This window comes from Synergistota bacterium (genome assembly GCA_021159885.1).
Lineage (GTDB): Bacteria > Synergistota > GBS-1 > GBS-1 > GBS-1 > AUK310.
In genome coordinates this window covers 67,267-88,879 of record JAGHDO010000068.1, presented here as the reverse complement: position 1 = coordinate 88,879, position 21,613 = coordinate 67,267, and the positions used below count along the sequence as shown (strand labels likewise).

At 43.9% G+C, this 21,613-nt stretch carries 19 protein-coding genes; 18 read left to right on the top strand and 1 reads right to left on the bottom strand.

Annotated elements, in window-relative coordinates:
• Positions 1-31 precede the first annotated feature (31 nt).
• Genes secA through J7M13_06895 form a run of 7 tightly spaced genes read left to right on the top strand, consistent with a single transcriptional unit; the run spans position 32 to position 10,259 of the window.
• Entirely contained in the window at positions 32-2,608 is a 2,577-nt protein-coding gene (gene secA / locus J7M13_06925) for a preprotein translocase subunit SecA (GenBank protein MCD6363714.1), read from the top strand.
• Positions 2,609-2,614: 6 nt separating this feature from the next.
• Positions 2,615-4,309 (top strand): hypothetical protein, encoded by a 1,695-nt coding sequence (locus tag J7M13_06920; GenBank protein MCD6363713.1) that lies wholly within the window; start codon positions 2,615-2,617, stop codon positions 4,307-4,309.
• Between the two features lie 12 nt (positions 4,310-4,321).
• Positions 4,322-6,004: an arginine--tRNA ligase gene (locus J7M13_06915; protein MCD6363712.1), complete on the top strand. Its 1,683-nt coding sequence runs from the start codon at positions 4,322-4,324 to the stop codon at positions 6,002-6,004.
• A 6-nt stretch (positions 6,005-6,010) separates the two neighbouring features.
• Positions 6,011-6,328 carry a septum formation initiator family protein gene (locus tag J7M13_06910; protein ID MCD6363711.1) on the top strand — a complete coding sequence of 106 codons (318 nt, stop codon included), beginning with the start codon at positions 6,011-6,013 and terminating at the stop codon, positions 6,326-6,328.
• A complete protein-coding gene (gene larA / locus J7M13_06905) occupies positions 6,297-7,484 on the top strand; it encodes a nickel-dependent lactate racemase (protein ID MCD6363710.1) in 1,188 nt (395 codons plus the stop codon). The genes J7M13_06910 and larA overlap by 32 nt, the downstream gene beginning before the upstream one ends.
• A complete protein-coding gene (topA, locus tag J7M13_06900; protein ID MCD6363709.1) occupies positions 7,453-9,057 on the top strand; it encodes a type I DNA topoisomerase in 1,605 nt (534 codons plus the stop codon). Before larA ends, topA begins: the two co-directional genes overlap by 32 nt.
• Before the next feature lie 2 nt (positions 9,058-9,059).
• Complete coding sequence (locus J7M13_06895; GenBank protein MCD6363708.1) at positions 9,060-10,259, top strand: DUF401 family protein; 1,200 nt, start codon at positions 9,060-9,062, stop codon at positions 10,257-10,259.
• Here the strand turns inward: J7M13_06895 and J7M13_06890 are convergent.
• On the bottom strand, positions 10,252-10,443 hold the full coding sequence (locus tag J7M13_06890) for a 50S ribosomal protein L28 (protein MCD6363707.1): 192 nt from the start codon (positions 10,441-10,443) through the stop codon (positions 10,252-10,254). The genes J7M13_06895 and J7M13_06890 overlap by 8 nt on opposite strands.
• A gap of 130 nt (positions 10,444-10,573) precedes the next feature.
• Between J7M13_06890 and J7M13_06885 the strand changes: the two genes are divergently transcribed.
• From J7M13_06885 to J7M13_06835, 11 genes are all read left to right on the top strand, one after another.
• Entirely contained in the window at positions 10,574-11,671 is a 1,098-nt protein-coding gene (locus tag J7M13_06885) for an isocitrate/isopropylmalate dehydrogenase family protein (GenBank protein ID MCD6363706.1), read from the top strand.
• A gap of 41 nt (positions 11,672-11,712) precedes the next feature.
• Complete coding sequence (locus J7M13_06880) at positions 11,713-12,180, top strand: adenosine-specific kinase (GenBank protein ID MCD6363705.1); 468 nt, start codon at positions 11,713-11,715, stop codon at positions 12,178-12,180.
• A gap of 8 nt (positions 12,181-12,188) precedes the next feature.
• The gene (locus J7M13_06875; protein MCD6363704.1) at positions 12,189-13,124 is read left to right on the top strand and encodes an ABC transporter ATP-binding protein; all 936 of its coding nucleotides are present in this window, start codon (positions 12,189-12,191) and stop codon (positions 13,122-13,124) included.
• A complete protein-coding gene (locus J7M13_06870) occupies positions 13,121-13,882 on the top strand; it encodes an ABC transporter permease (GenBank protein MCD6363703.1) in 762 nt (253 codons plus the stop codon). The genes J7M13_06875 and J7M13_06870 overlap by 4 nt, the downstream gene beginning before the upstream one ends.
• A complete protein-coding gene (locus tag J7M13_06865) occupies positions 13,883-15,193 on the top strand; it encodes a GldG family protein (GenBank protein MCD6363702.1) in 1,311 nt (436 codons plus the stop codon). It abuts the gene before it with no gap.
• Positions 15,193-16,470 carry a DUF4340 domain-containing protein gene (locus tag J7M13_06860; protein MCD6363701.1) on the top strand — a complete coding sequence of 426 codons (1,278 nt, stop codon included), beginning with the start codon at positions 15,193-15,195 and terminating at the stop codon, positions 16,468-16,470. The genes J7M13_06865 and J7M13_06860 overlap by 1 nt, the downstream gene beginning before the upstream one ends.
• Positions 16,454-18,748 (top strand): nuclear transport factor 2 family protein, encoded by a 2,295-nt coding sequence (locus tag J7M13_06855; protein MCD6363700.1) that lies wholly within the window; start codon positions 16,454-16,456, stop codon positions 18,746-18,748. The genes J7M13_06860 and J7M13_06855 overlap by 17 nt, the downstream gene beginning before the upstream one ends.
• Positions 18,749-18,855: 107 nt before the next feature.
• A complete protein-coding gene (locus tag J7M13_06850; protein MCD6363699.1) occupies positions 18,856-19,065 on the top strand; it encodes a 4Fe-4S binding protein in 210 nt (69 codons plus the stop codon).
• Complete coding sequence (locus J7M13_06845) at positions 19,058-20,191, top strand: 2-oxoacid:acceptor oxidoreductase subunit alpha (protein MCD6363698.1); 1,134 nt, start codon at positions 19,058-19,060, stop codon at positions 20,189-20,191. The genes J7M13_06850 and J7M13_06845 overlap by 8 nt, the downstream gene beginning before the upstream one ends.
• Positions 20,192-20,193: 2 nt before the next feature.
• A complete protein-coding gene (locus tag J7M13_06840; protein MCD6363697.1) occupies positions 20,194-21,018 on the top strand; it encodes a 2-oxoacid:ferredoxin oxidoreductase subunit beta in 825 nt (274 codons plus the stop codon).
• Positions 21,019-21,579 (top strand): 2-oxoacid:acceptor oxidoreductase family protein, encoded by a 561-nt coding sequence (locus J7M13_06835; protein MCD6363696.1) that lies wholly within the window; start codon positions 21,019-21,021, stop codon positions 21,577-21,579.
• Positions 21,580-21,613 lie beyond the last annotated feature (34 nt).

Here is a 21,613-nt window from a genome sequence, read left to right as displayed (position 1 = left end):
CGGTGAGACGGTGGAGGGGGCGCTTTAAGATATGGTTTTAAGCGCTTTAAAGAAGGCTTTAGGACTCGATCCCAACGAAAGGGAGCTTAAAAGGTTAAGTAAGATAGTTGCAAGGATAAATGAGCTTGAACCGGAAATTCAGCGATTGAGCGATGAGGATCTCGCGCGTAAGACAATAGAGTTTAAAGAGAGGTTAGAACGCGGGGAAACCTTAGATGATCTTCTCGTTGAGGCTTTTGCAGTGGTTAGAGAGGTCGCGAAAAGAACTATAGGTTTAAGGCATTTCGATGTTCAGCTTATGGGCGGAATTGTGCTTCATGAGGGAAAGATAGCGGAGATGAAAACGGGGGAAGGTAAAACCCTCGTTGCAACCCTCGCCGTCTACTTGAACGCGCTGACCGGCAGGGGAGTTCATGTGGTAACCGTTAATGACTATCTTGCCAAGAGAGACACTGAGTGGATGGGGCCTATATATAAATTTCTGGGGTTGAGCGTTGCTTATCTTTATAACGGAATGCCCCAGGAAGAGAGAAAGAAGGCATATCAGGCAGATATAACCTATGGAACGAACAGCGAGTTTGGCTTCGACTATCTCAGAGATAACATGGTTTATTCAATGGATGATATGGTTCAGCGGGGGCACTATTATGCCATAGTCGATGAGGTGGACTGTATCCTTATAGATGAGGCGAGAACGCCCCTTATAATTTCCGGTCCGTCTGAGGATGATCCGAGCATATATTATAAAGTCGATAGAATAGTCAGATTCCTCAAGCCAGAAGAGGATTTTGAGATAAACGAGAAGGAAAGAAATATAGTTCTTACTGAAAAGGGGATTGCTAAAGCTGAAAAGCTTCTGGGCGTTAAGAGTCTTTACGATGACTTAAACAGCGAACTCGCTCACAGACTTGTTCAAGCGCTCAAAGCCCATTACCTTTTTAAGAGGGATGTGGATTATGTCGTTAAGGATGGAGAGGTAGTCATAGTCGATGAGTTTACCGGGAGGCTCATGTTTGGAAGAAGATATAGCGATGGATTACATCAGGCTATAGAAGCTAAGGAGGGTTTGAGGGTTAGAAGCGAAACACAGACCTTAGCTACTATAACCATTCAGAACTACTTTAGGATGTATGAAAAGCTCGCAGGTATGACCGGAACTGCTGCAACTGAGGCGGAGGAGTTTAAGGAGATATACGGACTTGAGGTTGTGGTAATTCCAACGCATAAGCCGATGATAAGGATAGACTATCCTGACGTTATTTACAGAACTGAGAGAGAGAAGTTTGCGGCAGTTGCTGATGAAATAGAAGAGCTTTATAAGAAAGGTAGGCCTGTTCTCGTTGGGACGACTTCTATAGAGAAATCCGAGAGGTTATCCAAGCTTCTTAAGGCTCGGAGGGTACCTCATCAGGTCTTAAACGCGAAGTATCATGAGAAGGAAGCGCAAATAGTTGCTCAGGCTGGAAGGCTGGGGGCAGTTACCATAGCTACCAACATGGCCGGTAGAGGAACCGATATCCTTCTTGGCGGTAATCCTGAGTTTCTCGCCAAGGAGAGGCTCAGAAGAGAGGGGAAAGATCCTAACGAGGTTTCTCCGGAAAAATGGAGAAAAGTCTATGAGGAGATGAAAAAGATAACCGATGAGGAGCATAAAAAGGTCGTGGAGCTTGGAGGACTTCACATAATAGGGACGGAAAGGCATGAAGCTCGGAGAATAGATAATCAGCTCAGGGGAAGAGCGGGAAGGCAAGGTGATCCGGGTTCCTCTCGCTTTTACCTTTCGCTTGAAGATGATCTCCTAAGGCTCTTTGGTTCTGAAAAAATATCCTCTCTTATGCAAAAGCTTGGTATGAGAGAGGGGGAAGCTATAGAGCATCCTTGGCTCACCAAGGCGATAGAGTCCGCTCAGAAAAAGGTAGAAAGCATGCACTTTGAAGCGAGAAAGTATCTTCTTGCTTATGATGATGTTATGAATAAGCAGAGAGAAGTTATATACAGGGAAAGAAGATATGTCCTTGAAACTGAGAATCCTAAGGAGCACCTTTTGAAGATGGTTGAAGATGTGGTTGATCTTCTCATGGATGCTTATTTAAGCGAGGAAATCTTACCAGAGGAAAGAGATGTCAAGGGATTTATGCAGCGTTTGAGGGGACTTTTCCCCTTCGAGATCGACCTTCCGGAAAGCGAGATAGCAGAGATGGAAAGAGAGGAGATAAGGAACAGAATAATTAAAAAAGCTAAGGAGTTTTACGATGATAAGGAGAAGAGAATGGGGGAAGAGACCTTAAGACAGATAGAAAAGCTGGTCATGCTTCATGTGCTTGATACCCGTTGGAAGGATCATTTGCTTGCTTTGGACCACTTAAGGCAGGGAATAGGGTTGAGAGCTTATGGCCAGAAAGACCCCCTTATAGAGTATCAATTCGAAGCTTTTGAGCTGTTTAAAGAGCTCATTGCGAGGATAAAGGAAGAGATAATAACCTATCTTTTCAGGGTTGAGGTCGTGCCAGAGGAAAAGCCTGTGAGAGCCTTTAGAGACCATCTTCCCGCGGTTTCTTCCAAGAAAAAAAAGAAGAAAAAAAAGAGGAAAAAGAGAAAGAAGGGTTGAGGAGGCATGTGTCTTTTCGATTTTAGAAAAAAGCTTATTTTCACGGGGATTATGCTAATTTGCTTTATTTTTTCATTTGTTGGAGTTTCAGCTGCTTACTCCAATACGTATCTCTTACTCTGGAATAACCTAAAGGTAGGGGTTAGGGGAGAGATTGAGTGGGAAAGCAGGAGCTTGATAAAGGTAGAGAATCCGAACTCATTTCCAGAGTATCTGTCGTGGAAGTATGATTCACGAAAGGCCGATCTTACCGTGGAAAAGCTAAGGTTAAAGAAAGCAGATGGCAGGATAGAGCTCTTATCTCTTGATGTTAAGGATCATGGAGAACTGGTTGAAAAGAGGGCCTCTTTGGAGGGCTTGAGAAGCGGAGATATTCTTGATCTTTCTTTTACCTTCAGAAGAGAGTCACCCCTTCCTCCATACTTTTGGTGGTTTCTACCTCGATCTGAAAATATGGAGGTCAAAAAGCTCCATATACAGGTGAAGTCCCCCATAGGTTTCAGATCTAACAGGGCTTTTTCGGGGGGGGTGCTCGATCTCGATGAGCTTTCTCTTGCGGATCCGTTCTCTCCTCCGCAGGAGCCGATACTCATTACCTCTTTATCCTCATGGGATAAGGCTTCCGCTCTCTTTTATTCATCGCTGGACAGAAAATTTCTTCCCTCCGAGATAAGAAGAAAGGTTTCTCGCGTTTCGGGAGCTCGAGCTAAACTGGAAGTATTGTGGAAGGTTCTTTCTCGCAAAGTTAAGATATTGAAGGGATGGTCTTTCCCCGATCAGTTTTATAGGTTTCCTCGTTTGAACGTTATCTGGAAATCGAAAAAGATGACCCCATCCGATTTTTCCTTCTTGCTGTTTTCTATGCTTAAGGCATTGAGGCTTTCTCCGCAGATGATATGGGTTTCCAGATGGCCCTTGAGTGATAAATATCCTGTCCCTTCCTTGCTTGAATATCCCTTGATCAGGGTTGTTGCGGATGATAAGACATATTGGCTTGATCCATGTGCCCTTCACTTGCCTGCGGGCTATATTTCTCCTCGCTTTCAGGGGAAAAAAGGGTTGCTTTTTTCTGAGGGAGAAGCAAAGTTTGTGGATATTCCCTTACAGTCTGAGAAGCTTTCTTCAGAGAAAATTACCTTTTCCATGGATCTCTCAAAGAGTGGAGCATATGAGTTTGTCTTAAAGATAGTGTCGAGGGGATGGATATCTGGGAAGTTAAAGAGATTCTCTAAGCTTGGTGAGGAAGCAGGAGTTAAGGTTAAGGATGCCTCGTTTGGGGAAAAGGGTGGAGTCTTTATAGGTGAAGTTAGAGGGAAGGGAGAAATAACCATGGAGAACTATGGGAGAAAGCTGGTTTTCAGACTTCCTCATCTTGGCTTCCCGGTGGACTTTCTCTCTTTGCCTCCACGTAGGTCTAATCCCATAGATCTTGGTTTTCTGATGAGTTTTGAGCACAATATCGTTTTGAAATATCCGAAGGGGTGGAAAATCGTTTCGTTACCTCTATCGTTTAGAAGAAGAGGAGATGCTTTTTCCTTCTCGGCGAAGTTTATTAAAGGCACAAAGAGGAAAATATATTTGACCTATTCTTTTAAGCTTAGGAGGAAGGAGCTGTCTCCCGAAGAGTGGCTTTCTCTGTTTAAGGGGTTTATGCTCCTTGAGGATTATGTTGGTACGCAATTGCTCTTTGAGAGGAGGTGAAGTTTTGAGAAAATGGAGGAAAAACTTAAGGCGGAAATTATAAAGGCGCTTAGAGAAGCTTCCGTGTCGTTGGCAAAGGAGAGGGGATGGGATTTCAACTCCTTGCCAGAACCCGAACTTGAGAAACCCAGGAATCCTGAATTCGGAGATTGGGCTACTAATCTCGCGCTTAAGATGGCTTCCGTTTTCAAGGGTAAACCGAGAGAAATTGCAGAAAGCATGGTGCGGAAGTTGAGGCTCCCTGAGGGAGCTATTAAGGATGTGGAGATAGCAGGACCTGGGTTCATAAACTTTCGTTTTGCTCTCTCTTGGTTTAAGGAAATAGTGAGGGAAATACTAAAGAAAAAGGAGGACTTTGGTAGGCTTAACCTGGGCAAAGGTAGGAAGGTTCAGGTGGAATTTGTCAGTGCAAATCCCACTGGTCCTCTTCATGTCGGTCATGGAAGAGGGGCAGCGGTAGGAGATTCTGTGGCATCGATACTTGAGTTCGGAGGATACGAAGTGGAAAGGGAGTACTATATAAACGATGCTGGGTTACAGATGGAGCTTTTAGGTGAGTCTGTCAGGTCAAGGTACTTTGAGCTCTTCGGTAAGGGGGAAGAAGCTCCCTTCCCTGAAAATGGCTACAGGGGAGAATATATATATGACATTGCGAGAGAAATAAGAGAGAAAGATGGTGATAAGTGGCTTAAAGTAGGTAGAGAAGAAAGCGTTTCTTTCTTCAGAAATTACGCGTGTGAGAGAATTCTAAGCTGGATAAAAAAGGACCTTGAGGACTTTGGCGTTAGGTACGATGTCTGGTTTAGCGAACGTTCTCTATATGATAAAGGGGAAGTCGAAAGAACGCTCACATACCTTAAAGAAAAGGGCTTCGCTTATGAGAAGGACGGAGCTTTATGGTTTAAATCCACCGCCTTTGGTGATGAAAAGGATAGGGTACTTGTGAGATCTAATGGTGTTCCTACTTATCTTGCCTCTGATATAGCATATCATAAGAACAAGTATGAGCGAGGTTTCGATCTTGTTATAGATGTATGGGGAGCGGATCATCACGGCTATATCCCAAGGATGAAGGCAGCGGTTCAGGCTCTCGGTAAAGGCGCTGACGCTCTTCAAGTTCTTTTGATTCAATTTGTAACGCTTTTGCGGGAAGGTAAACCGATTTCCATGTCAACGCGCGCAGGGGAGTTTGTTACTCTCGCCGATGTGGTCAGGGAGGTGGGAAAAGACGCAGCGAGGTATATATTTTTAACGAGAAAGTGTGACAGCCATCTCGATTTCGATCTCGAGTTGGCCAAAAAGCAGTCTGAAGAGAATCCAGTTTACTATGTGCAGTATGCTCATGCGAGAGTGTGCTCGCTCTTTGAGCAAGCTAAGGAGAGAGGAATTAGTATTCCAGAGCTGGAGAGCGTCTCTCTGGATCCTCTTGGTGAGCCTGAGGAAATGGAGATTTTAAGGATTCTATCGGAAGCGGAAAGCGAGCTCTCGATAGCAATTAGAGAGCTCGCCCCTCATAGGATTCCTTATTATCTCCAGAGGCTCGCTTCCTCCTTTCATTCTTTCTACAATAAGCACCCTATCCTTTCAGCTTCAGAGGAGTTAAGGAACGCGAGGCTTGCTCTCTCTAAGGCGGTAGCCGTAGTTATAAGAAATTTCCTCTCGCTTATAGGCGTTTCCGCGCCCGAGAGGATGTGATGGATTTTGCTTCGAAAATGGCTTCTATATGCTGTTATTATACTTGTCTTATCAATGACATCGATATCGATAATAAAGGAAGTTAGAAAAATAATTCTCTTTAAAAGGAGAGCTTTTCTCTTAAGGGAAAAGATAGCGGAGCTTGAGCTCGAAAACAAAAAATTGAGAGAGAAAATAAAGCTTGCTAAGAGTAGGTTTCTACTTGAGAAAATAATCAGAGAGGAATACAGGATGGCACGTCCTAACGAAATAGTGATATACTTCAGGGAGGGAAAAGGGGGAGAGGGGAAAAATGCTTTTGAAGCTGGGAAAAGAGGCCGTTGATCTTCCAGTAGATGATCATGATGTTTTGCTTCCTAAGGAGCTTCAGGGTGTTAAAAATCTTCAGATAGAAATCGATAGAGCTCTTGAACCGCTTGAGAAATTCCTACAGGGAGCTAAGAGGATTTCTATACTGGTTAGCGATATAACGCGTCCCGTTCCCACCCATCTTTTCTTTGGTAGGATATGGGAAAAAGTAAAATCTAAGGATGCGGTTGCGATCTTTGGCTTGGGAACTCATAGAGAACAGACTCCTCAGGAAGCGGAGAAGCTTTTAGGTGGGAAATTCCCCTACCTTAACCATAATGTGAATGAGTGTGAATTTGTAGCCAGAACGACGGCTGGAACGGAGGTAGAGTTTTTAAGAGATGTTTTAAGATCTGATCTTATAATAGCTACGGGAAATATTGAGTTTCACTATTTCGCGGGATACACTGGAGGGGCAAAAGCTCTTCTTCCTGGGGTTTCCTCTATAAAGACCATTTTTCAGAATCATAGCTTAATGCTGGAACCTACTGCTGTGGCGGGTTCCCTAAATGGTCCAGTAAGAAGGGATATAGATGAGGCGGGATCTTTTTTGAAGGAGAAAGTTTTTCTCTTTAACGTGGTTTTGAATGCGAAGAAAGAGATTGTGGGTATCTTTTCGGGTGATCTGTATGAGGCTCATAGAGAAGGGACTCGCATCGTCGATAACATGTATAAGGTTAACGTAAAACCTGTTGATATAGTCGTTGCTTCCTGTGGGGGATTCCCGAAGGATATAAACTTCTACCAGGCGCATAAGGCTCTCGAGAACGCAGCGCTTGCGGTTCGTGATGGAGGAACTATAATTCTTTTAGCGGAGTGTCCGGAGGGAGTGGGACACCCCAAAATGGAGAGCTGGCTTGTTTCTGCCAAAAGCGTGGATGATCCTATAGAGAGATTGAGAATAGAGGGATTTCAACTTGGGCCTCATAAGGTTATGAGAATTGCCCTTGTGCGTAAGAAGGCCAGAATATTTTTAGTATCAAGGACTTTACCGGAAGATTTCGCTCCTACATTCTTTGAAATTTTCAGGGATCCTCTTTCCGCTTTCAAGAAGGCGCTTTCCATCTATGGTAGGGAGGCTTCCGTTTTAGTGATGCCGTATGCGGGGTCGACGCTTCCTAATCCTGGTTGAATCGCCTACCAAGGCGAAAACCCTTAAAGGTTTTCTCGGTAAGGAATACGATGTTAAAGCTACATGGGGGCATCTTAGGGATCTTCCTCGAAGGGGTATGGGAATCGACTTGGACTCTCTTTCTCCTAAGTGGGTTTTCCTCAAGGGGAAGAGAAAGTTGCTTGAGAAAATAGCTTTGCATAGTGGTCCATTTTTCATAGCTACTGATCCGGATAGGGAAGGGGAAAGAATAGCTTATGATATATGGGAGTTTCTCAAAGGAAGAGGGAAAGAAGCTTGGAGGATAGAGTTTTATGAGATTACCCCCTCGGCTGTTAAAGAAGCGCTTTCTTCTCCTAAGGAGTTAAACTTCATGCGGGTGAAATCTGCGATCTCAAGGAGGATCCTCGATAGATTATATGGGTATCTTGTCTCTCCCTTTCTTTGGAGGACATTTAAGGAGAAGGGACTTTCTGCAGGGAGAGTGCAATCATGTGCCTTAAAGATCTTAGTAGACAGAGAGAAAGAGAGGGAGAGCTTTGTACCAGAGTGCTGGTATGAAATGGAGCTTACTCTCAGGAAGAAAGATGTTTTTTTTAAAGCCAAGCTCTGGAATATCAAGGAGGATATACCAGAGCGACTTTCTCGGAGTAAAGCGGAGACTTTTAAGGAGAAGCTTAAAGGCAGTAGTGTCAAGGTTTTCTCGGTTGATTTCAAGGAAGTTTTGCTGCAACCACCTTCTCCCTTGAAGACCGCAACCCTTATTCAGAAAGCTTCTTCGCTTCTTCATCTATCCTCGGCTAGGGTTATGAGAGAAGCTCAGGAGCTTTTTGAAAGAGGATATATCACTTACCACAGAACTGATTCGTGCTTCTTAAGCGAGAGAGCAATAGAAATGGCTTCTCAGTTTATTAAAAGTGAATATGGCTCTGCTTATCTTAAGGTTAGAAGATATCCTAAAACTGGCGCTCATGAGGCTATAAGACCCACGGACCTTAATTTAAGAGGAGTTTCTCCCCTTTATGATCTGATTTGGAAGCACTTCCTCGCTTCCCAGATGTCTGATGTGAAGATCAGGAGAGGAAGGGTTTTATTCAGCTGGGGAGATAAGGTTTTTCTTTCCACCGGAGAAACGGTCCTTTTTGAGGGATGGAATAAAGTGCTCGGTGGAAGAAAGGAAACTCTTCTACCTCCCCTTTGCAAGGGTGAAGAACTTAAAATCGAGAAAATCCATGTTCTCAATAAGCAAAGCCAGCCTCCACCAAGGTATACGGAGGCTTCGTTAGTTAAGGAGCTTGAGAAGAAAGGGGTGGGTAGACCCTCAACTTACGCCACTATAATATCAACTTTATTGAAGAGGAGGTATGTGGGTAAGAGCAGGAGAACCCTCGTTCCAACGGAGCTTGGTTTCAAAGTTTGTGAGGCGCTTCAGCGGGTTTTGGGCGAGGAAATGCTTTCACCCGAGTTTACCGCAGATATGGAAAGGAAGCTTGATGATATAGAGCGCGGGGAGGTCGAGGCGGAGGCATTCCTAAGGGATTTTTACCGCTCTTTGAATCTTAAAATCGCTTCTAAGCGGGAGGTGTTTTCTTGAACATGGAGGGATTAAAGCTGCTTGCGGTTCTGGTTTTGCTCATAGTTTTGCTTTTCAGGAGGGTAAATCTTGCTTTGACGGTGGCTCTGGGAGCTTTCGTTCTCGGGATCTTGTTCAATGTGGGAGCTTCTGGTTTCTGGAAAGCCTTTGAGCTTACCGCAGGTAGTGCCGTAGTTTGGAAGATAATAAGCATAGTTATACTCGTTCTCTTTCTTAATGGGCTTTTACGTGATACAGGGGCTCTTCAGCGTATGGTGCAGAGACTTTCAGACATCATAGGGGATAAAAGAGCGGTAATATTTTTCCCCCCCATGATAGTGGGTTTTCTCCCTATGCCTGCAGGGGCGCTTTTCACCGCGTCCTTAACGGATAAAATCGGAGAGGATTTAACCATCCCCTCCGGCTTAAGGCACTTCATAAATTATTGGTTCAGGCATGTTTGGGAGTTTTCACTCCCGGTTTATCCTTCTGTCATTCTTGAGGCTTCGCTTTTAGGAGTTTCTCTTATTTCCGTGGCTTCCCATCAATGGTTTTTTATTTTTATTGCCATAGCTCTGGGCATGATCTTCAGCTGGTTTAGGTTTCCGCGACCTATTGTTAGAGAAAGCTTCTCTCTAACGCCTGTTAAGCTCTTAAATCTCGCTAAGACTATTTGGCCTATACTTCTCGTGCTTTTTGGCTTTCTGGTTTTCAGAATAAATATAGTTATTCTTCTTTTGATCGCAGTGGTTGGAGAGATAATTTCTGAGCGACTTTCATTAAGCAGGGTAAAGCAAATCTTTAACTCCTCTGTGGAGCTTAATCTACCACTGGCGGTATTCGTCATATACTACTTTCAGAGTATGCTCAAGGTGAGCAATGCAGTTTATGTTGTTCCGAATATGCTTAAGGGAGCCGATGTTCCGCTTCTTTTCTCTCTATTTTTCTTCCCGTTTCTAATATCATTCATGACCGGGATGACTACCGCAGGAGTGGCGATATCTTTCTCCGTTTTGGCTCCCCTTATGGGAAGTCCCGTGGATCTCAAGCTCGCTGCGTGGACATTTGTAAGCGGTTATTCCGGACACCTATTGTCTCCCTTTCATCTTTGCCTTATAACCACTAAGGAGTACTATAAAGTTACATGGTTTGAAGTCTATAAGGAAGTATTTCCCGCTGTCGCCACGGTGGTTGGTATCGCGCTAATTATAACTCTTATATAGCTCGAATGACTCTACCGCTCTTGAGACAGCGGGTACATACCTTTATTCTCTTAACCTTTCCATCTACGATGGCTCTTACCTCTTGGATGTTAGGTAGCCACCTTCTCTTTGTGTGCCTGTTAGAGTGGCTGACCCTGTATCCAGTTGTTGGTCCCTTCCCGCATATCTCGCATCTTCTTGCCATTCGTTCTTCACCTCCCGAGGGGGGATTATATCACAATAATCCAAAAATCGAAAGCACCCTTCTTTATGTCGTAAGCCTATGGTATAATTCGGAACAAAGGGAACAATAGTTATAAGGGAGGGATGGAAGAATGAAAGTCAAGGAGAAGAAAGATAAGTACAAGGTCGTTTATATTCCCGGAGACGATTCCGGTCATGATGTCATGGAAGCCTGCATGCTGGTTATGGAGGAGCTTAAGCCCCCGATCGAATGGGTAAGGGCAGACGCCGGTTGGTGCATGTGGGAAAAATATGGAGATACTGTTCCCCCGCAAACTTGGGAAGCTCTCGAGAATAGCGATGCTGCTCTTTTAGCTGCCATAACCAGCAAGCCTGGTGTTAAGGGCTTTAAGTCTGCTATACTTCAGATACGTCAGAAGTTTGATCTTTACGTTAATCTTCGCCCATTTAAGACGCTTCCGGGCGTTCCCGCTCACAGGCCTGATATAGATATAGTTCTTTTCAGGGAAAATACTGAGGGGCTTTATGCTGCGGTTGAGTGGAGACCGATCCCTGAGGAGATATATAAGCTTCATCCTAATATGGAGAGATTTAGGGGTAAAAAGGAAGTGGCAGGAAGCTTGAGAGTATTCACATGGGAAGGATGCGAGAGGATAATCAGAGCTGCTTTTAACTATGCAAAGGAGAACGGGCGTAAGAAGGTAACCGTTGTAGAGAAACCTAATGTTATAAGACTGACTGGTGGAATGTTTATCGAGGCAGCTGAGGAGGTAGCTAAGGATTATCCAGATATAGAGTGGAACAAAGAGAACGTGGATGCGACTGCCATGTGGCTTGTCAAGAATCCGCAGAATTATGATGTTATAGTGACAACGAACATGTTTGGAGATATTCTCTCCGATGAGTGCGCTCAGCTCGTTGGAGGTATGGGCGTAGTCGCTTCCGGAAACATAGGGGATAATTATGCGCTCTTTGAGCCTACTCACGGATCTGCTCCTAAATATGCTGGTCAGTATAAGATAAATCCCACGGCGATGCTTATGGCTGCCAAGATGCTCCTTGAGTACCTTGATCTCGAAGATTACGCTAAGAGACTTGAAAGCGCTATAATATCGGTGCTTGAAGAGGGCAAATACGTTACTTACGATATTCTCAGGGATAAAGGTGAGGACGAGAGCAAAGCTGTTTCCACCCTCAAGATGGCGGAGGAGATAGCCAAGAGGCTTTAAGAGAGAGGTGAATCTTATTGGTCAAGTTTGAGGTTGTCCAAATGGAGATTCCAGAGGGGTGCAATATAATACTTGGTCACAGTCACTTTATAAAGACAGTTGAGGACCTTTATGAAATCCTCATAACCAGTTCTCCCCACCTTAAGTTTGGTATAGCTTTTTGCGAAGCATCGGGTCCCTGCCTTATAAGGCATGATGGGAACGATGAGGAGCTTAAGAAGGTCGCTATAGAGAACGCTAAGAAGCTAAGCGCCGGACATGCATTCGTTATTCTACTTAAGGAAGGCTATCCGATAAATGTTTTAAACGCTATAAAGAACTGCCAGGAAGTTTGCAGGATATTTACCGCTACCGCTAACCCCCTTGAGGTTATCATAGCCGAGACCGAGCAGGGTAGAGGTATAATTGGAGTTATAGACGGGTTTGCAAGCAAGGAGGTGGAAGGGGAAGAAGACATAGAGAAAAGGAAGCGCTTTTTAAGAGAGGTGACGAAGTATAAGAGGGGGTGAGCAACGCATTGGTAGAGGTTGAGGAGGTTGGCAGGGAGTTTCACGGTAGATGGGTCTTGAGGGATGTATCGTTTACGGTTAAAGAAGGGGAAATACTTGGCTTTCTCGGACCTAACGGCGCGGGTAAGACGACCACAATGAGGATAATAACCGGCTACCTCCCTCCCTCTGCGGGGAGGGTCCGGGTAGCCGGTTATGATGTTGTTGAAAATCCTCTTGAGGTTAAGAAGCGGATTGGTTATCTTCCTGAAAATCCACCGCTTTACAAAGAGCTTACTGTTAAGGAGTATCTGAAGTTTGTGATGGAGATAAAAGGGGTACCTAAGAAGCTTAGAAAGGAGAGACTATCTGAGGTTATCGATTACTGCGGTTTGAAAGATGTTTACGGCAGATTGGTTGGGAACCTCTCACGCGGATACAGGCAAAGAGTGGCCTTAGCTCAGGCTTTAATCTCTGATCCAGATCTTCTTATACTCGATGAGCCAACGAGTGGACTTGACGCGGTTCAGATAGCGGAAGTAAGATCGTTAATAAAGTCTCTGCGTGGCAAGCACACGGTTATACTTTCAACGCATATTCTTCCTGAGGTTACTGCTACGTGCGACAGAGTAATAATTGTAAGCGGAGGTAGGATAGTTGCTGAGGATACGCTTGAGGGACTTGAGGCACGCTTAAGGCCCTCAAAGAAGGTGGAGGTTAAGGTAGCACGCTATGTTGATAAGGTTGTAGAGGAGCTTAAAAAACTTCCAAGTATCATAAGCGTTTCTCCATCTGGGGATGGTTCCATACTCGTGGAATATCCGCAAAATCTTGACCTGCGGGAAGATATAGCGCGTGTTATAGTTAGCGCTGGGGCTGGATTGCTCGAGCTTAAGCCCGTTACCATGACTTTGGAAGAAGTTTTCCTTGAGCTTGTTACCGAGGAGGAGGCTGAGGCATCATGAGAGGAGTTATTTCAATATTTAAGAAAGATCTGAAAATCTATTTGTTTTCTCCCTTGGCTTACACTCTTATAGGAGCGTTCTTGCTCGTAATTGGGTATCTCTACATAAATGTGCTTGCTTATTATATCCTTCAGCTTTCAAGATGGGGAGGCTTTAGCTTTAACTCAACAAAGTTCATATTTTATCCTGTTTTTCAGGATGTTTTATTTCTTCTGATCTTTCTCGTCCCTGTGCTGACGATGCGAAGCTTTCCAGAGGAGGAATCCTCTGGGACGTTCGAACTCCTATTGACATCTCCTCTAACGGATTTTCAGATAGTTATGGGAAAATTCCTCGCTTCTTATGTGGTTTACCTTATCGTCTTAGCTATACTGCTTTATATGCCTATAACCTTAAGTAGGGCGGGAAAGCTTGATCTGGGATTAATTGTTTCAGGATACATAGGGATGTTCCTTGCAGGAGCGGCTTTTATAGCGGCAGGAGTGTTTGCTGCTTCTCTCACGAGAAGGCAGGCTACCGCTTCTATGCTCTCCTTCGCTATATTGATACTGCTATGGTTCGTTAATTGGGCTGCTTCCAACTTCGGAGCTACCTCTCCAATAGTAGGTAAAATACTTGAAAAGCTCGCTATCTTCAGTAGAGTCAGACACTTCTCGCAGGGGGTTATCGATCTCAGAGATGTGGCGTTCTTCCTAAGTTTGACGGTCTTCTTTCTTTACCTATCCGTTATCTCTCTTTCGTCGAGGAGGTGGAAGTAGATGACCGATAGAAAAACCCTCATTGTGAACTTTCTGTTGATTCTCGGCATACTTATATCTATAAACTTTATCGTCGATAGGCACTATTACAGGTGGGACCTAACCCTTTGGAAGGATAATACGCTTGATAAGGAAACCATAAAGGTTTTAAGAGGGGTTAGGGACAGGATAGAAATATTTGCCTTTCCAGCGCGCGATGATATGGAAAGATACAGAACGCTTTTGGAAACTTATAAGTACTATTGCCCTAAGATAGATTACTTTGTAATTGATGCGAGTAAGCAGCCGCTTAAGGCGAAAAAGTATGGAGTGGATTCCTTCGGTCAAGTTGTGGTTATTCAGGGGAAGAGCAAGGTAAAAATAGATTATCTCGATGAGGAGAATTTAACGAATGCGATAATAAAGGTTCAGAGGAGAAAAGAAAAGATTATCTATTTCTTAACGGGACATGGTGAGCCAGGACTTGATGATCCAGATGATCACGGAATATCTGCTTTTAGAGATGCTTTAAAAGACAAGGGATTTGAGCCCAAGGGGTTGAATCTTCTTCTAAAGGGTAAGGTTCCTCCTGATGCCTCTTGCGTGGTTATAGTCGCTCCCAAAAGGGAACCTCTACCGGTAGAACTTAATGCGCTTAGGGATTACTTCCTTAACGGAGGGAAAATTTTTCTCGCGCTGGAATATGATTCTCCGAAAAGCTGGAAAAAGTGGTGTCTGGATCTGTTTGAGACCTTCGTTTATGATGGAGTGGTTATAGATCCTCTTGCAAAAGCTTTTGGTAGCAATGCCTTAACTCCTGTTATCATTCGATATCCGGCTAATGACGTGTTGTCTGAGTTCAATCTTGCTACCTTTTTCCCTATAACTACTGCTTTAAGGAAGGAGAAAGGAAAGCTTAAGGATATAGCTCTGCTTAAGACGGGACCAACAAGCTGGCTTGAAATGGGCATCACCCCAAAAACTAAAGCTATAAAGTTTGACAAGGGAATTGATATAAAGGGACCATTGACGATCTCCTATCTTGTAAAGAGTGAGAATAAGGGGAGTGAAGCGATAATAATAGGTGATAGCGATTTCTTGAGAAACGCTTACTTTAGAGTTTCCGGGAACGGAGATTTAGTGGAAAAGTTTGTCTTTTATCTTTCCAAGGAGAGAAAGCTGGTTCAGCTCCCCATAGGCAAAGGAAAGTATACGCTCTTTATAATACCCTCGTGGCTTGGGAGACTCAATTTCTGGCTCTCTCTCGTTGGAATTCCTGGAGCTCTGTTCCTGCTTGGTGGTATCGCTTGGATTAGAAGGAGGAGATTGTGATGAGGAGAAGCACGCTGATTTTAACCATTATACTTGCCTCCCTTTTAACCTATATATTTGTTTTTGATATACCGTCTGAGAGAAAGAAAAAGGAGGAATCTAAACTTCTCCCTTGGAAAAGCGAGGAGATATCAGCTTTTGAGTTGAAGATAGAATCTAAGAATCTTGATGTTAAGGTTGTAAGGAAGGGGAAAGATACTTGGGAAATCGCTTCTCCGGTTAAAACGGGTGCGGATGATACGACGATCATGCTTATGTTTAGTGCTTTGAAAAATGCTACGAAGGAAAAAGTCGCTGATTCTGGAGATCTTAAGGAATATGGGCTTGACGACCCAGCGATGATATTCACCGTTGAGAATAAAAAAGGAAAGAAAATAACTCTGCTATTTGGTAAGGAAAACCCGATAACCGCGGAAAGATATCTCAAGCTTAAAAGCAAGACTGCTATATACCTCGTTGCTCCTTATGTGTTCAAGGAGCTGAATAAGGATCTATTTGCTTTAAGGCAGAAGGATATGCTTGTTGAGAATACCATTTCCATAGAAAGCTTTACGATGAGCTATGCTAAGGATGATAGAAAATTCTCGTTCAAGAGGAATAAGGAGAGTTTGTGGGACATGATCTATCCTGCCCGCCTTCCTGTGGATCAGGATAAGCTAACCGATATATTGTGGGATATAGTTGAGGGAAAAGCTGATAAGATCATCGATAATCCTAAGAATCTCAAGAAGTTTGGCTTAGACTCTCCGCAGCTTGTGGTAGAGCTTAAAACGAAGGAAGGAAAGAAGTATGATGTACTTTATAGCTGGAGCAAGGATGGAGATTACGTCTGGGGAATGGTCAAGGGGGCAAACAGCGTTTATAAGTTTGGAAGATATTTCCCCAAGGATCTTAGGATTTCTTCGGTTAATCAGCTTCTTGATAAGCGTCCCTTAAGAAGCAATTATTACTCTTTAACCGAGATAAGCGTTATCTTCCCTGATGGTAAGAAAATATCCATAAAGCAGGAGAAAGACAAGTGGGTTGGGGCTAAAAATGCCGATAAAATAGCGCGTTCTCTTTCAGAAATAGAGGCTAAGGAGGCGATTTATAAAGGTAACCTGCCTTCAAATGCTAAGCTTTTCTGTAAGGTGGTTGCTAAAGATGCAGTTAAGGAAGTTAAAGTGGAATTTTATGAGGAAGAGGGAAAGGCGTGGGCTAAGGATCTCGACTATCCCATAATCTATAAGTTTGAAAAGCCATTAGAGGAGATAATACCAGGTGATCTTAAGGAATAAAGTTTTGATTGCTTTTCTTTTTATTTCTGTATATCTATGTGCGTGCGAAGAGTATCAGGAAATTAAAACTCCTGATACTCTCCAAAAAACGGCACGCATAATATTGCCCGCTGGGATTAGCTTGAGTCAGATTGAGGTCAGAAATGTGGATGGTAGCGTCTTTACACCGAAATCGGATCTCTTTGAAGTCAAGGTTAGGAAAAAGGGCTTAAGTTTGATAGGAGCTTTGCTTCCTTCGGGTAGCTGGTTTCTAACGATTGCTACTCCAAGTGATGAAGTGGTTTATCTGAGTCCGGTGGAGACCGCGAAGACCCTGCTTTTTCTCTTTCCTGGCGTCTTTGAGTCTGATCCTAGCCTGGCGAGAAGAAGACTTAACTCTATGAAAAATGCTTCTCCGCTTTCAGATTTCATTTCAGAGGTTTCTCCTGTGGATGATTACCTTGAAAGAAGCGAGTTTTCTTCCTACTATATTAGTGCTTTTATGAGCTTACCTGAAGAAGTTTTTCCTTCAGAAAGCTCACTGGATGGGAAACCCACTTCATCAGAGCCAGCTATTGTCTCTCTTCCTCTCTCTGGGGGATCTCTCGACGAGCGATCTTTTGAATTTGGCTTTCCCTATCACTTTAAGGTGGAGGTTTCACTTATAGGAAGTGATTACCTTATCTCACTTCAGCCCACGGGTAGCTCTTTATGCTTTTGTGGGGTTTTTGGTATAGAGGCCATTCCTCAAGAGATCCTTTCCGGAGGGGTGAAAAACAGCTGTATTAATTTTTCGATAACTTCTACTTTAGGCTTCTTCACTTCAAAGCGATCATTTGAGATCTCAGGGCTTAATGAGATTTTCACCATCGATTCTAATTCGCCCGCTCTCTATCTTCTGAGATTATCTTCAGGATCCTTTGATCTTCCCTTTGGAGAGGGAACATCTTCTCAATTTGATGAGCTTTCCTTCATTGATGATAATCCTTCGCTTTCTGAAATCCACTTTAAGGGTTTTGATCTGAATCTCGTTAATTACGTCGTTTCCTTCTTGAACGCTTTTGGGATCGATACAAATGGCGTTGTGGAAAGCCTCTTTAATAGGGAGGACGATATAAAGCTAACCTATGAAGCTTTGAAAAATGCTGTTCTAACTTCTCCTCACGATCCGCGGTTAAATGACCTTTATTCCATGCTTGTTAATCTTCTTTATCTTTCTCTCCCCAATGATGGTATCTTTTCATATCTTGGGAGGTTTTTTGTAGGAGCGGGCAGGGAAATAGCATCGAGTATAGATCGTTATCCTGCAAGTTGGATACTGAGAGAGATGCTCTTCGGAGGAAGCTTCTTTACTCCTGTTGATACTTTGATAATTTCGGTTGGAAGAGGTGAGGCCGAAGAGGCTTTTAGGAGCATAAACTCCCTTCTTGAGAGGCTTAAGGAAGGTTATAACTCTGGGAGCAAGGAGAGATTGGATTCTTATCTCACGGAGGATTTTCTATTTAATGGCATGGTTAAGGATGACTTCTTTGATCAACTCAATTGGAGAAGGATAGAAAGTATTGAGCTTTTAGAGGATAATTTTTTCCTTTCCGGTGGTGCTGAAGCGGAGGGCGATGTCCTTGTAGAGTATGAAAGCTCTGGGGGGTATATGCATAAGCAGATATACCATATGCTTTTTGGCAAGAGAGAAGGGAAATGGCTACTTAAGGGAAATGAAAGAATAGCAGAGACTCATTTGAAGTTTTGGGAAGTTAAGCTCTTGGATTTGAGCGAACCATCTTATCTCCTTGAGGCATGGGTTAAGGAAGGAGAGAGATTTCCGCTTAAGAGCGTTAAACTTCTTTTACCAAGCGGGCTCAAAATTGACTTGACAAAGGAGGAAGGAGGTGATACCTGGGTTATTCCTGAAAAATTTGCTTATCAAAACTTGATCAAGCTGGGGAATCTGGTTTATCTTGGCTCCTCAGTTAGCTCTAACTTGTATTTTAAGCTCCTTCTTAAAAGCCGTGAGGGTGTGGTAAATGAGGTAAGCCTTGTCATTAAGGATCCTTTTACTCCTGAAGAGCTCATTTCAATGGAGCGCTCTTTGAGCATTGAGGGGAATATGCTTTCTTGGCAGGGCCTTACCATTCCTGAGGGATTTTATCCTTGGGAAGTGGCTTACATTGAAACGGGGGAGAGGACAGAGCTTAATTTCTATGATACTGCTTTCTATTTTGCGGGGAGTGATCCTCCTGCTTTGGTTTTGCGCGATGTATACAGCAAAAAAGCTGTGTTATTGGATCCGATGCTATAATTTTAAATTTTTTATTTTCCTTCTATCAGGGGTTGAAATTTAGCTTGCATGGTTGTATAATTTGCCAGGTGGTAATAATACCTACTGTTAAAAAGGGGGCATGGAGATTGGCTGCGAAATTTTCCGTTAAGATAAACGAGAAGTGGTGTAAGGGATGCGGGATATGTATAGCTTTCTGTCCTAAAGGGGTTTTGATTTTGGGAGAGAGGCTCAAAGCGGAGGTTAAGTATCAGGAGAAGTGTATAGGATGCAAGATGTGTGAATACTATTGTCCCGATTTTGCTATAACCGTTGAGGAGGCGGGAGAAAGTGGGTAAGGTTGTCTTCTGGCAAGGAAATCGTGCGATAGCAATGGGTGCGATTGCGGCGGGTATAAGGTTTTTTGCGGGCTATCCTATCACTCCTTCTTCTGAAATAGCTGAGATTCTTTCAGCGGAGCTTCCAAAGGTTGGTGGTACTTTTATTCAGATGGAAGACGAAATAGGAAGCATGGCTGCTGCGATTGGGGCTTCGACCGCGGGCTTGAAGAGCATGACTGCGACGAGTGGACCTGGTTTCTCGTTAAAGCAGGAAAATCTTGGCTTTGCGATAATAGCTGAGATTCCAGTCGTTGTGGTTGATGTTCAGAGAGGCGGGCCTTCCACGGGAACACCAACTAAACCTATGCAGGGAGATTTTATGCAGGCGAGGTGGGGGACTCACGGAGGATTTCCTCTTATAGCTATTTCTCCCTCTACTGTGAGGGAGTGTTATGACTTTACGATAGAGGCATCTAATTTGGCTGAGAGGTTTAGATCTCCCGTTGTTATTTTGAGTGATGAGGTAGTAGGGCATATGAGGGAGAGGGTGGAGCTTCCCAATGAGAGCGAAATAAAAGTAATTAACAGAAAGAAACCGACAGTACCACCTGAGAAATATCTTCCATATCTCGCGGATCCCGAGGACGATGTTCCTCCCATGGCTGCTTATGGAGAGGGTTATTGCTTCCATATGACTGGGTTAACCCACAATGAATGGGGCTTCCCTACTAACGATCCGGAAAAGATAGAGGCTATGAATTTAAGGCTTTTAAGGAAGTTTGAGAAAGGAAAGAATTTGTTAACTCGGTATTCCACGTTCGAGGTAGAGGACGCTGAAATTCTAATTGTGGCTTTTGGATGCGTAGCTCGATCGGCCATGAGGGCGGTTAGGGAAGCTCGTAAGGAGGGATATAAGGTGGGGCTTTTTAGACCCATTATAGTATGGCCCTTCCCAGATGAGCCTTTAAGAGAGATAGCTTCGAGTGTTAAGGCGGTTATAGTCCCAGAAATGAACATAGGCTTAATGGTCAGGGAAGTCGAAAGGGCAGTAGCGGGTAGGTGTCCGGTTTATAGTTTAACGAGGCTTGACAGTGATATACTTACCCCTTCTCAGATAGTCGAAAAGATAAAGGAGGTAGCTTAGCTATGCCGCGCGAGAACATTATGCGTTTTATAAGAACGAGGTTTTTCCCTCATATATTCTGTCCGGGATGTGGGCATGGCATCGCGGTTCACGCGATGCTGAGGGCTATAGATTCTCTTGGCTATAATCCTCAGGATATAATGGTTACTTCTGGAATAGGATGTTCTGGTAGAATACCAGGCTATATTAACGCTAATACCCTACACACCACGCATGGAAGATCTCTCGCTTTTGCTACTGGTGTTAAGCTTGCTAAGCCTAATCTTAAGATAATAGCGGTCATGGGAGACGGAGATTGCGCTGCGATAGGAGGAAATCACTTCATACATGCTGCAAGGAGGAATATCGATATTACCGCGATCGTTTTAAATAACTATATATATGGCATGACGGGAGGGCAGGTCTCTCCAACTACGCCTCATGGAGCTAAGGCGACGACTGCGCCTTATGGATTTATAGAACAGCAATTTGATCTTTGTAAGCTTGCTTCCGCTGCTGGTGCCGTTTATGTTGCGAGAACGACGGTTTATCATGTAGCACAGGTTGAGCGCTATATTAGAAAAGCCATACAGAAGAAAGGATTTGCCTTTGTGGAAGTGGTTTCGCCTTGTCCAACGCAGTTTGGTAGAAGAAACAAGATAGGAGATGCAGTTAAAATGATGCAGTGGCTTAAGGAGAATAGCATTCCTCTCTCAAAAGCAAAGAGGATGTCTCCCGAGGAACTTGAAAACAAGATAGTCATAGGGGAATTCGCCGATAGAGATGCTCCAGAGTATACGGAGCTTTATGGGGAACTGCGCAACCGGATTAGAGGGGAGGGGGCGTAGATGATAGAGCGGTTTGAGATAAGGCTTACCGGTTCTGGGGGACAAGGCATGATACTCGCGGGCATAATTCTTGGAGAGGCGGCTGCTCTCTATGAGGGGAAAAATGCAGTTCAAACGCAGTCTTATGGCCCGGAGGCAAGGGGAGGAGCAAGCAGATCTGAGGTAGTAATAAGCGATCATGAGATAGACTATCCTAAGGTTACCTCTCCTGATATTACGCTTGTTTTAACTCAAGAGGCGGCGGATAAATATGGTGGTGATCTTAAGAAGGGGGGAGTGCTTGTTGCTGATAGCTTCTTTGTACAGAAACTGCCTCAGGTTAAGGGGAAGATCCTTCACTTGCCTATAATAAAGACGACCATAGAGAAGCTTGGTAAGCCTCTCTTCGCCAATATACTTGCTCTTGGCATAATATGTGCCTTAATGGAGAACGTGGTTAGCAAGGATTCGTTTAAGAAAGCCATCCTTGACAGGGTTCCCAAGGGAACGGAGGAGAAGAACATGGAGGCTTTCGGAATAGGATACGAAATGGGTAAGAAAGCCTTATCTTCTTTAAGTTGAGCAGAGGAGAGAAAAAGGAGAAAGAAAAAATTGC

Coding starts and splice junctions, on each gene's coding strand:
- J7M13_06860 (MCD6363701.1), top strand. CDS start 15,193: ATGAGGAGAAGCACGCTGATTTTAACCATTATACTTGCCTCCCTTTTA.
- J7M13_06870 (MCD6363703.1), top strand. CDS start 13,121: ATGAGAGGAGTTATTTCAATATTTAAGAAAGATCTGAAAATCTATTTG.
- J7M13_06920 (MCD6363713.1), top strand. CDS start 2,615: ATGTGTCTTTTCGATTTTAGAAAAAAGCTTATTTTCACGGGGATTATG.
- J7M13_06895 (MCD6363708.1), top strand. CDS start 9,060: ATGGAGGGATTAAAGCTGCTTGCGGTTCTGGTTTTGCTCATAGTTTTG.
- secA (MCD6363714.1), top strand. CDS start 32: ATGGTTTTAAGCGCTTTAAAGAAGGCTTTAGGACTCGATCCCAACGAA.
- J7M13_06840 (MCD6363697.1), top strand. CDS start 20,194: ATGCCGCGCGAGAACATTATGCGTTTTATAAGAACGAGGTTTTTCCCT.
- topA (MCD6363709.1), top strand. CDS start 7,453: ATGCGGGGTCGACGCTTCCTAATCCTGGTTGAATCGCCTACCAAGGCG.
- J7M13_06915 (MCD6363712.1), top strand. CDS start 4,322: ATGGAGGAAAAACTTAAGGCGGAAATTATAAAGGCGCTTAGAGAAGCT.
- J7M13_06865 (MCD6363702.1), top strand. CDS start 13,883: ATGACCGATAGAAAAACCCTCATTGTGAACTTTCTGTTGATTCTCGGC.
- J7M13_06835 (MCD6363696.1), top strand. CDS start 21,019: ATGATAGAGCGGTTTGAGATAAGGCTTACCGGTTCTGGGGGACAAGGC.
- J7M13_06890 (MCD6363707.1), bottom strand. CDS start 10,443: ATGGCAAGAAGATGCGAGATATGCGGGAAGGGACCAACAACTGGATAC.
- J7M13_06880 (MCD6363705.1), top strand. CDS start 11,713: ATGGAGATTCCAGAGGGGTGCAATATAATACTTGGTCACAGTCACTTT.
- J7M13_06885 (MCD6363706.1), top strand. CDS start 10,574: ATGAAAGTCAAGGAGAAGAAAGATAAGTACAAGGTCGTTTATATTCCC.
- larA (MCD6363710.1), top strand. CDS start 6,297: ATGCTTTTGAAGCTGGGAAAAGAGGCCGTTGATCTTCCAGTAGATGAT.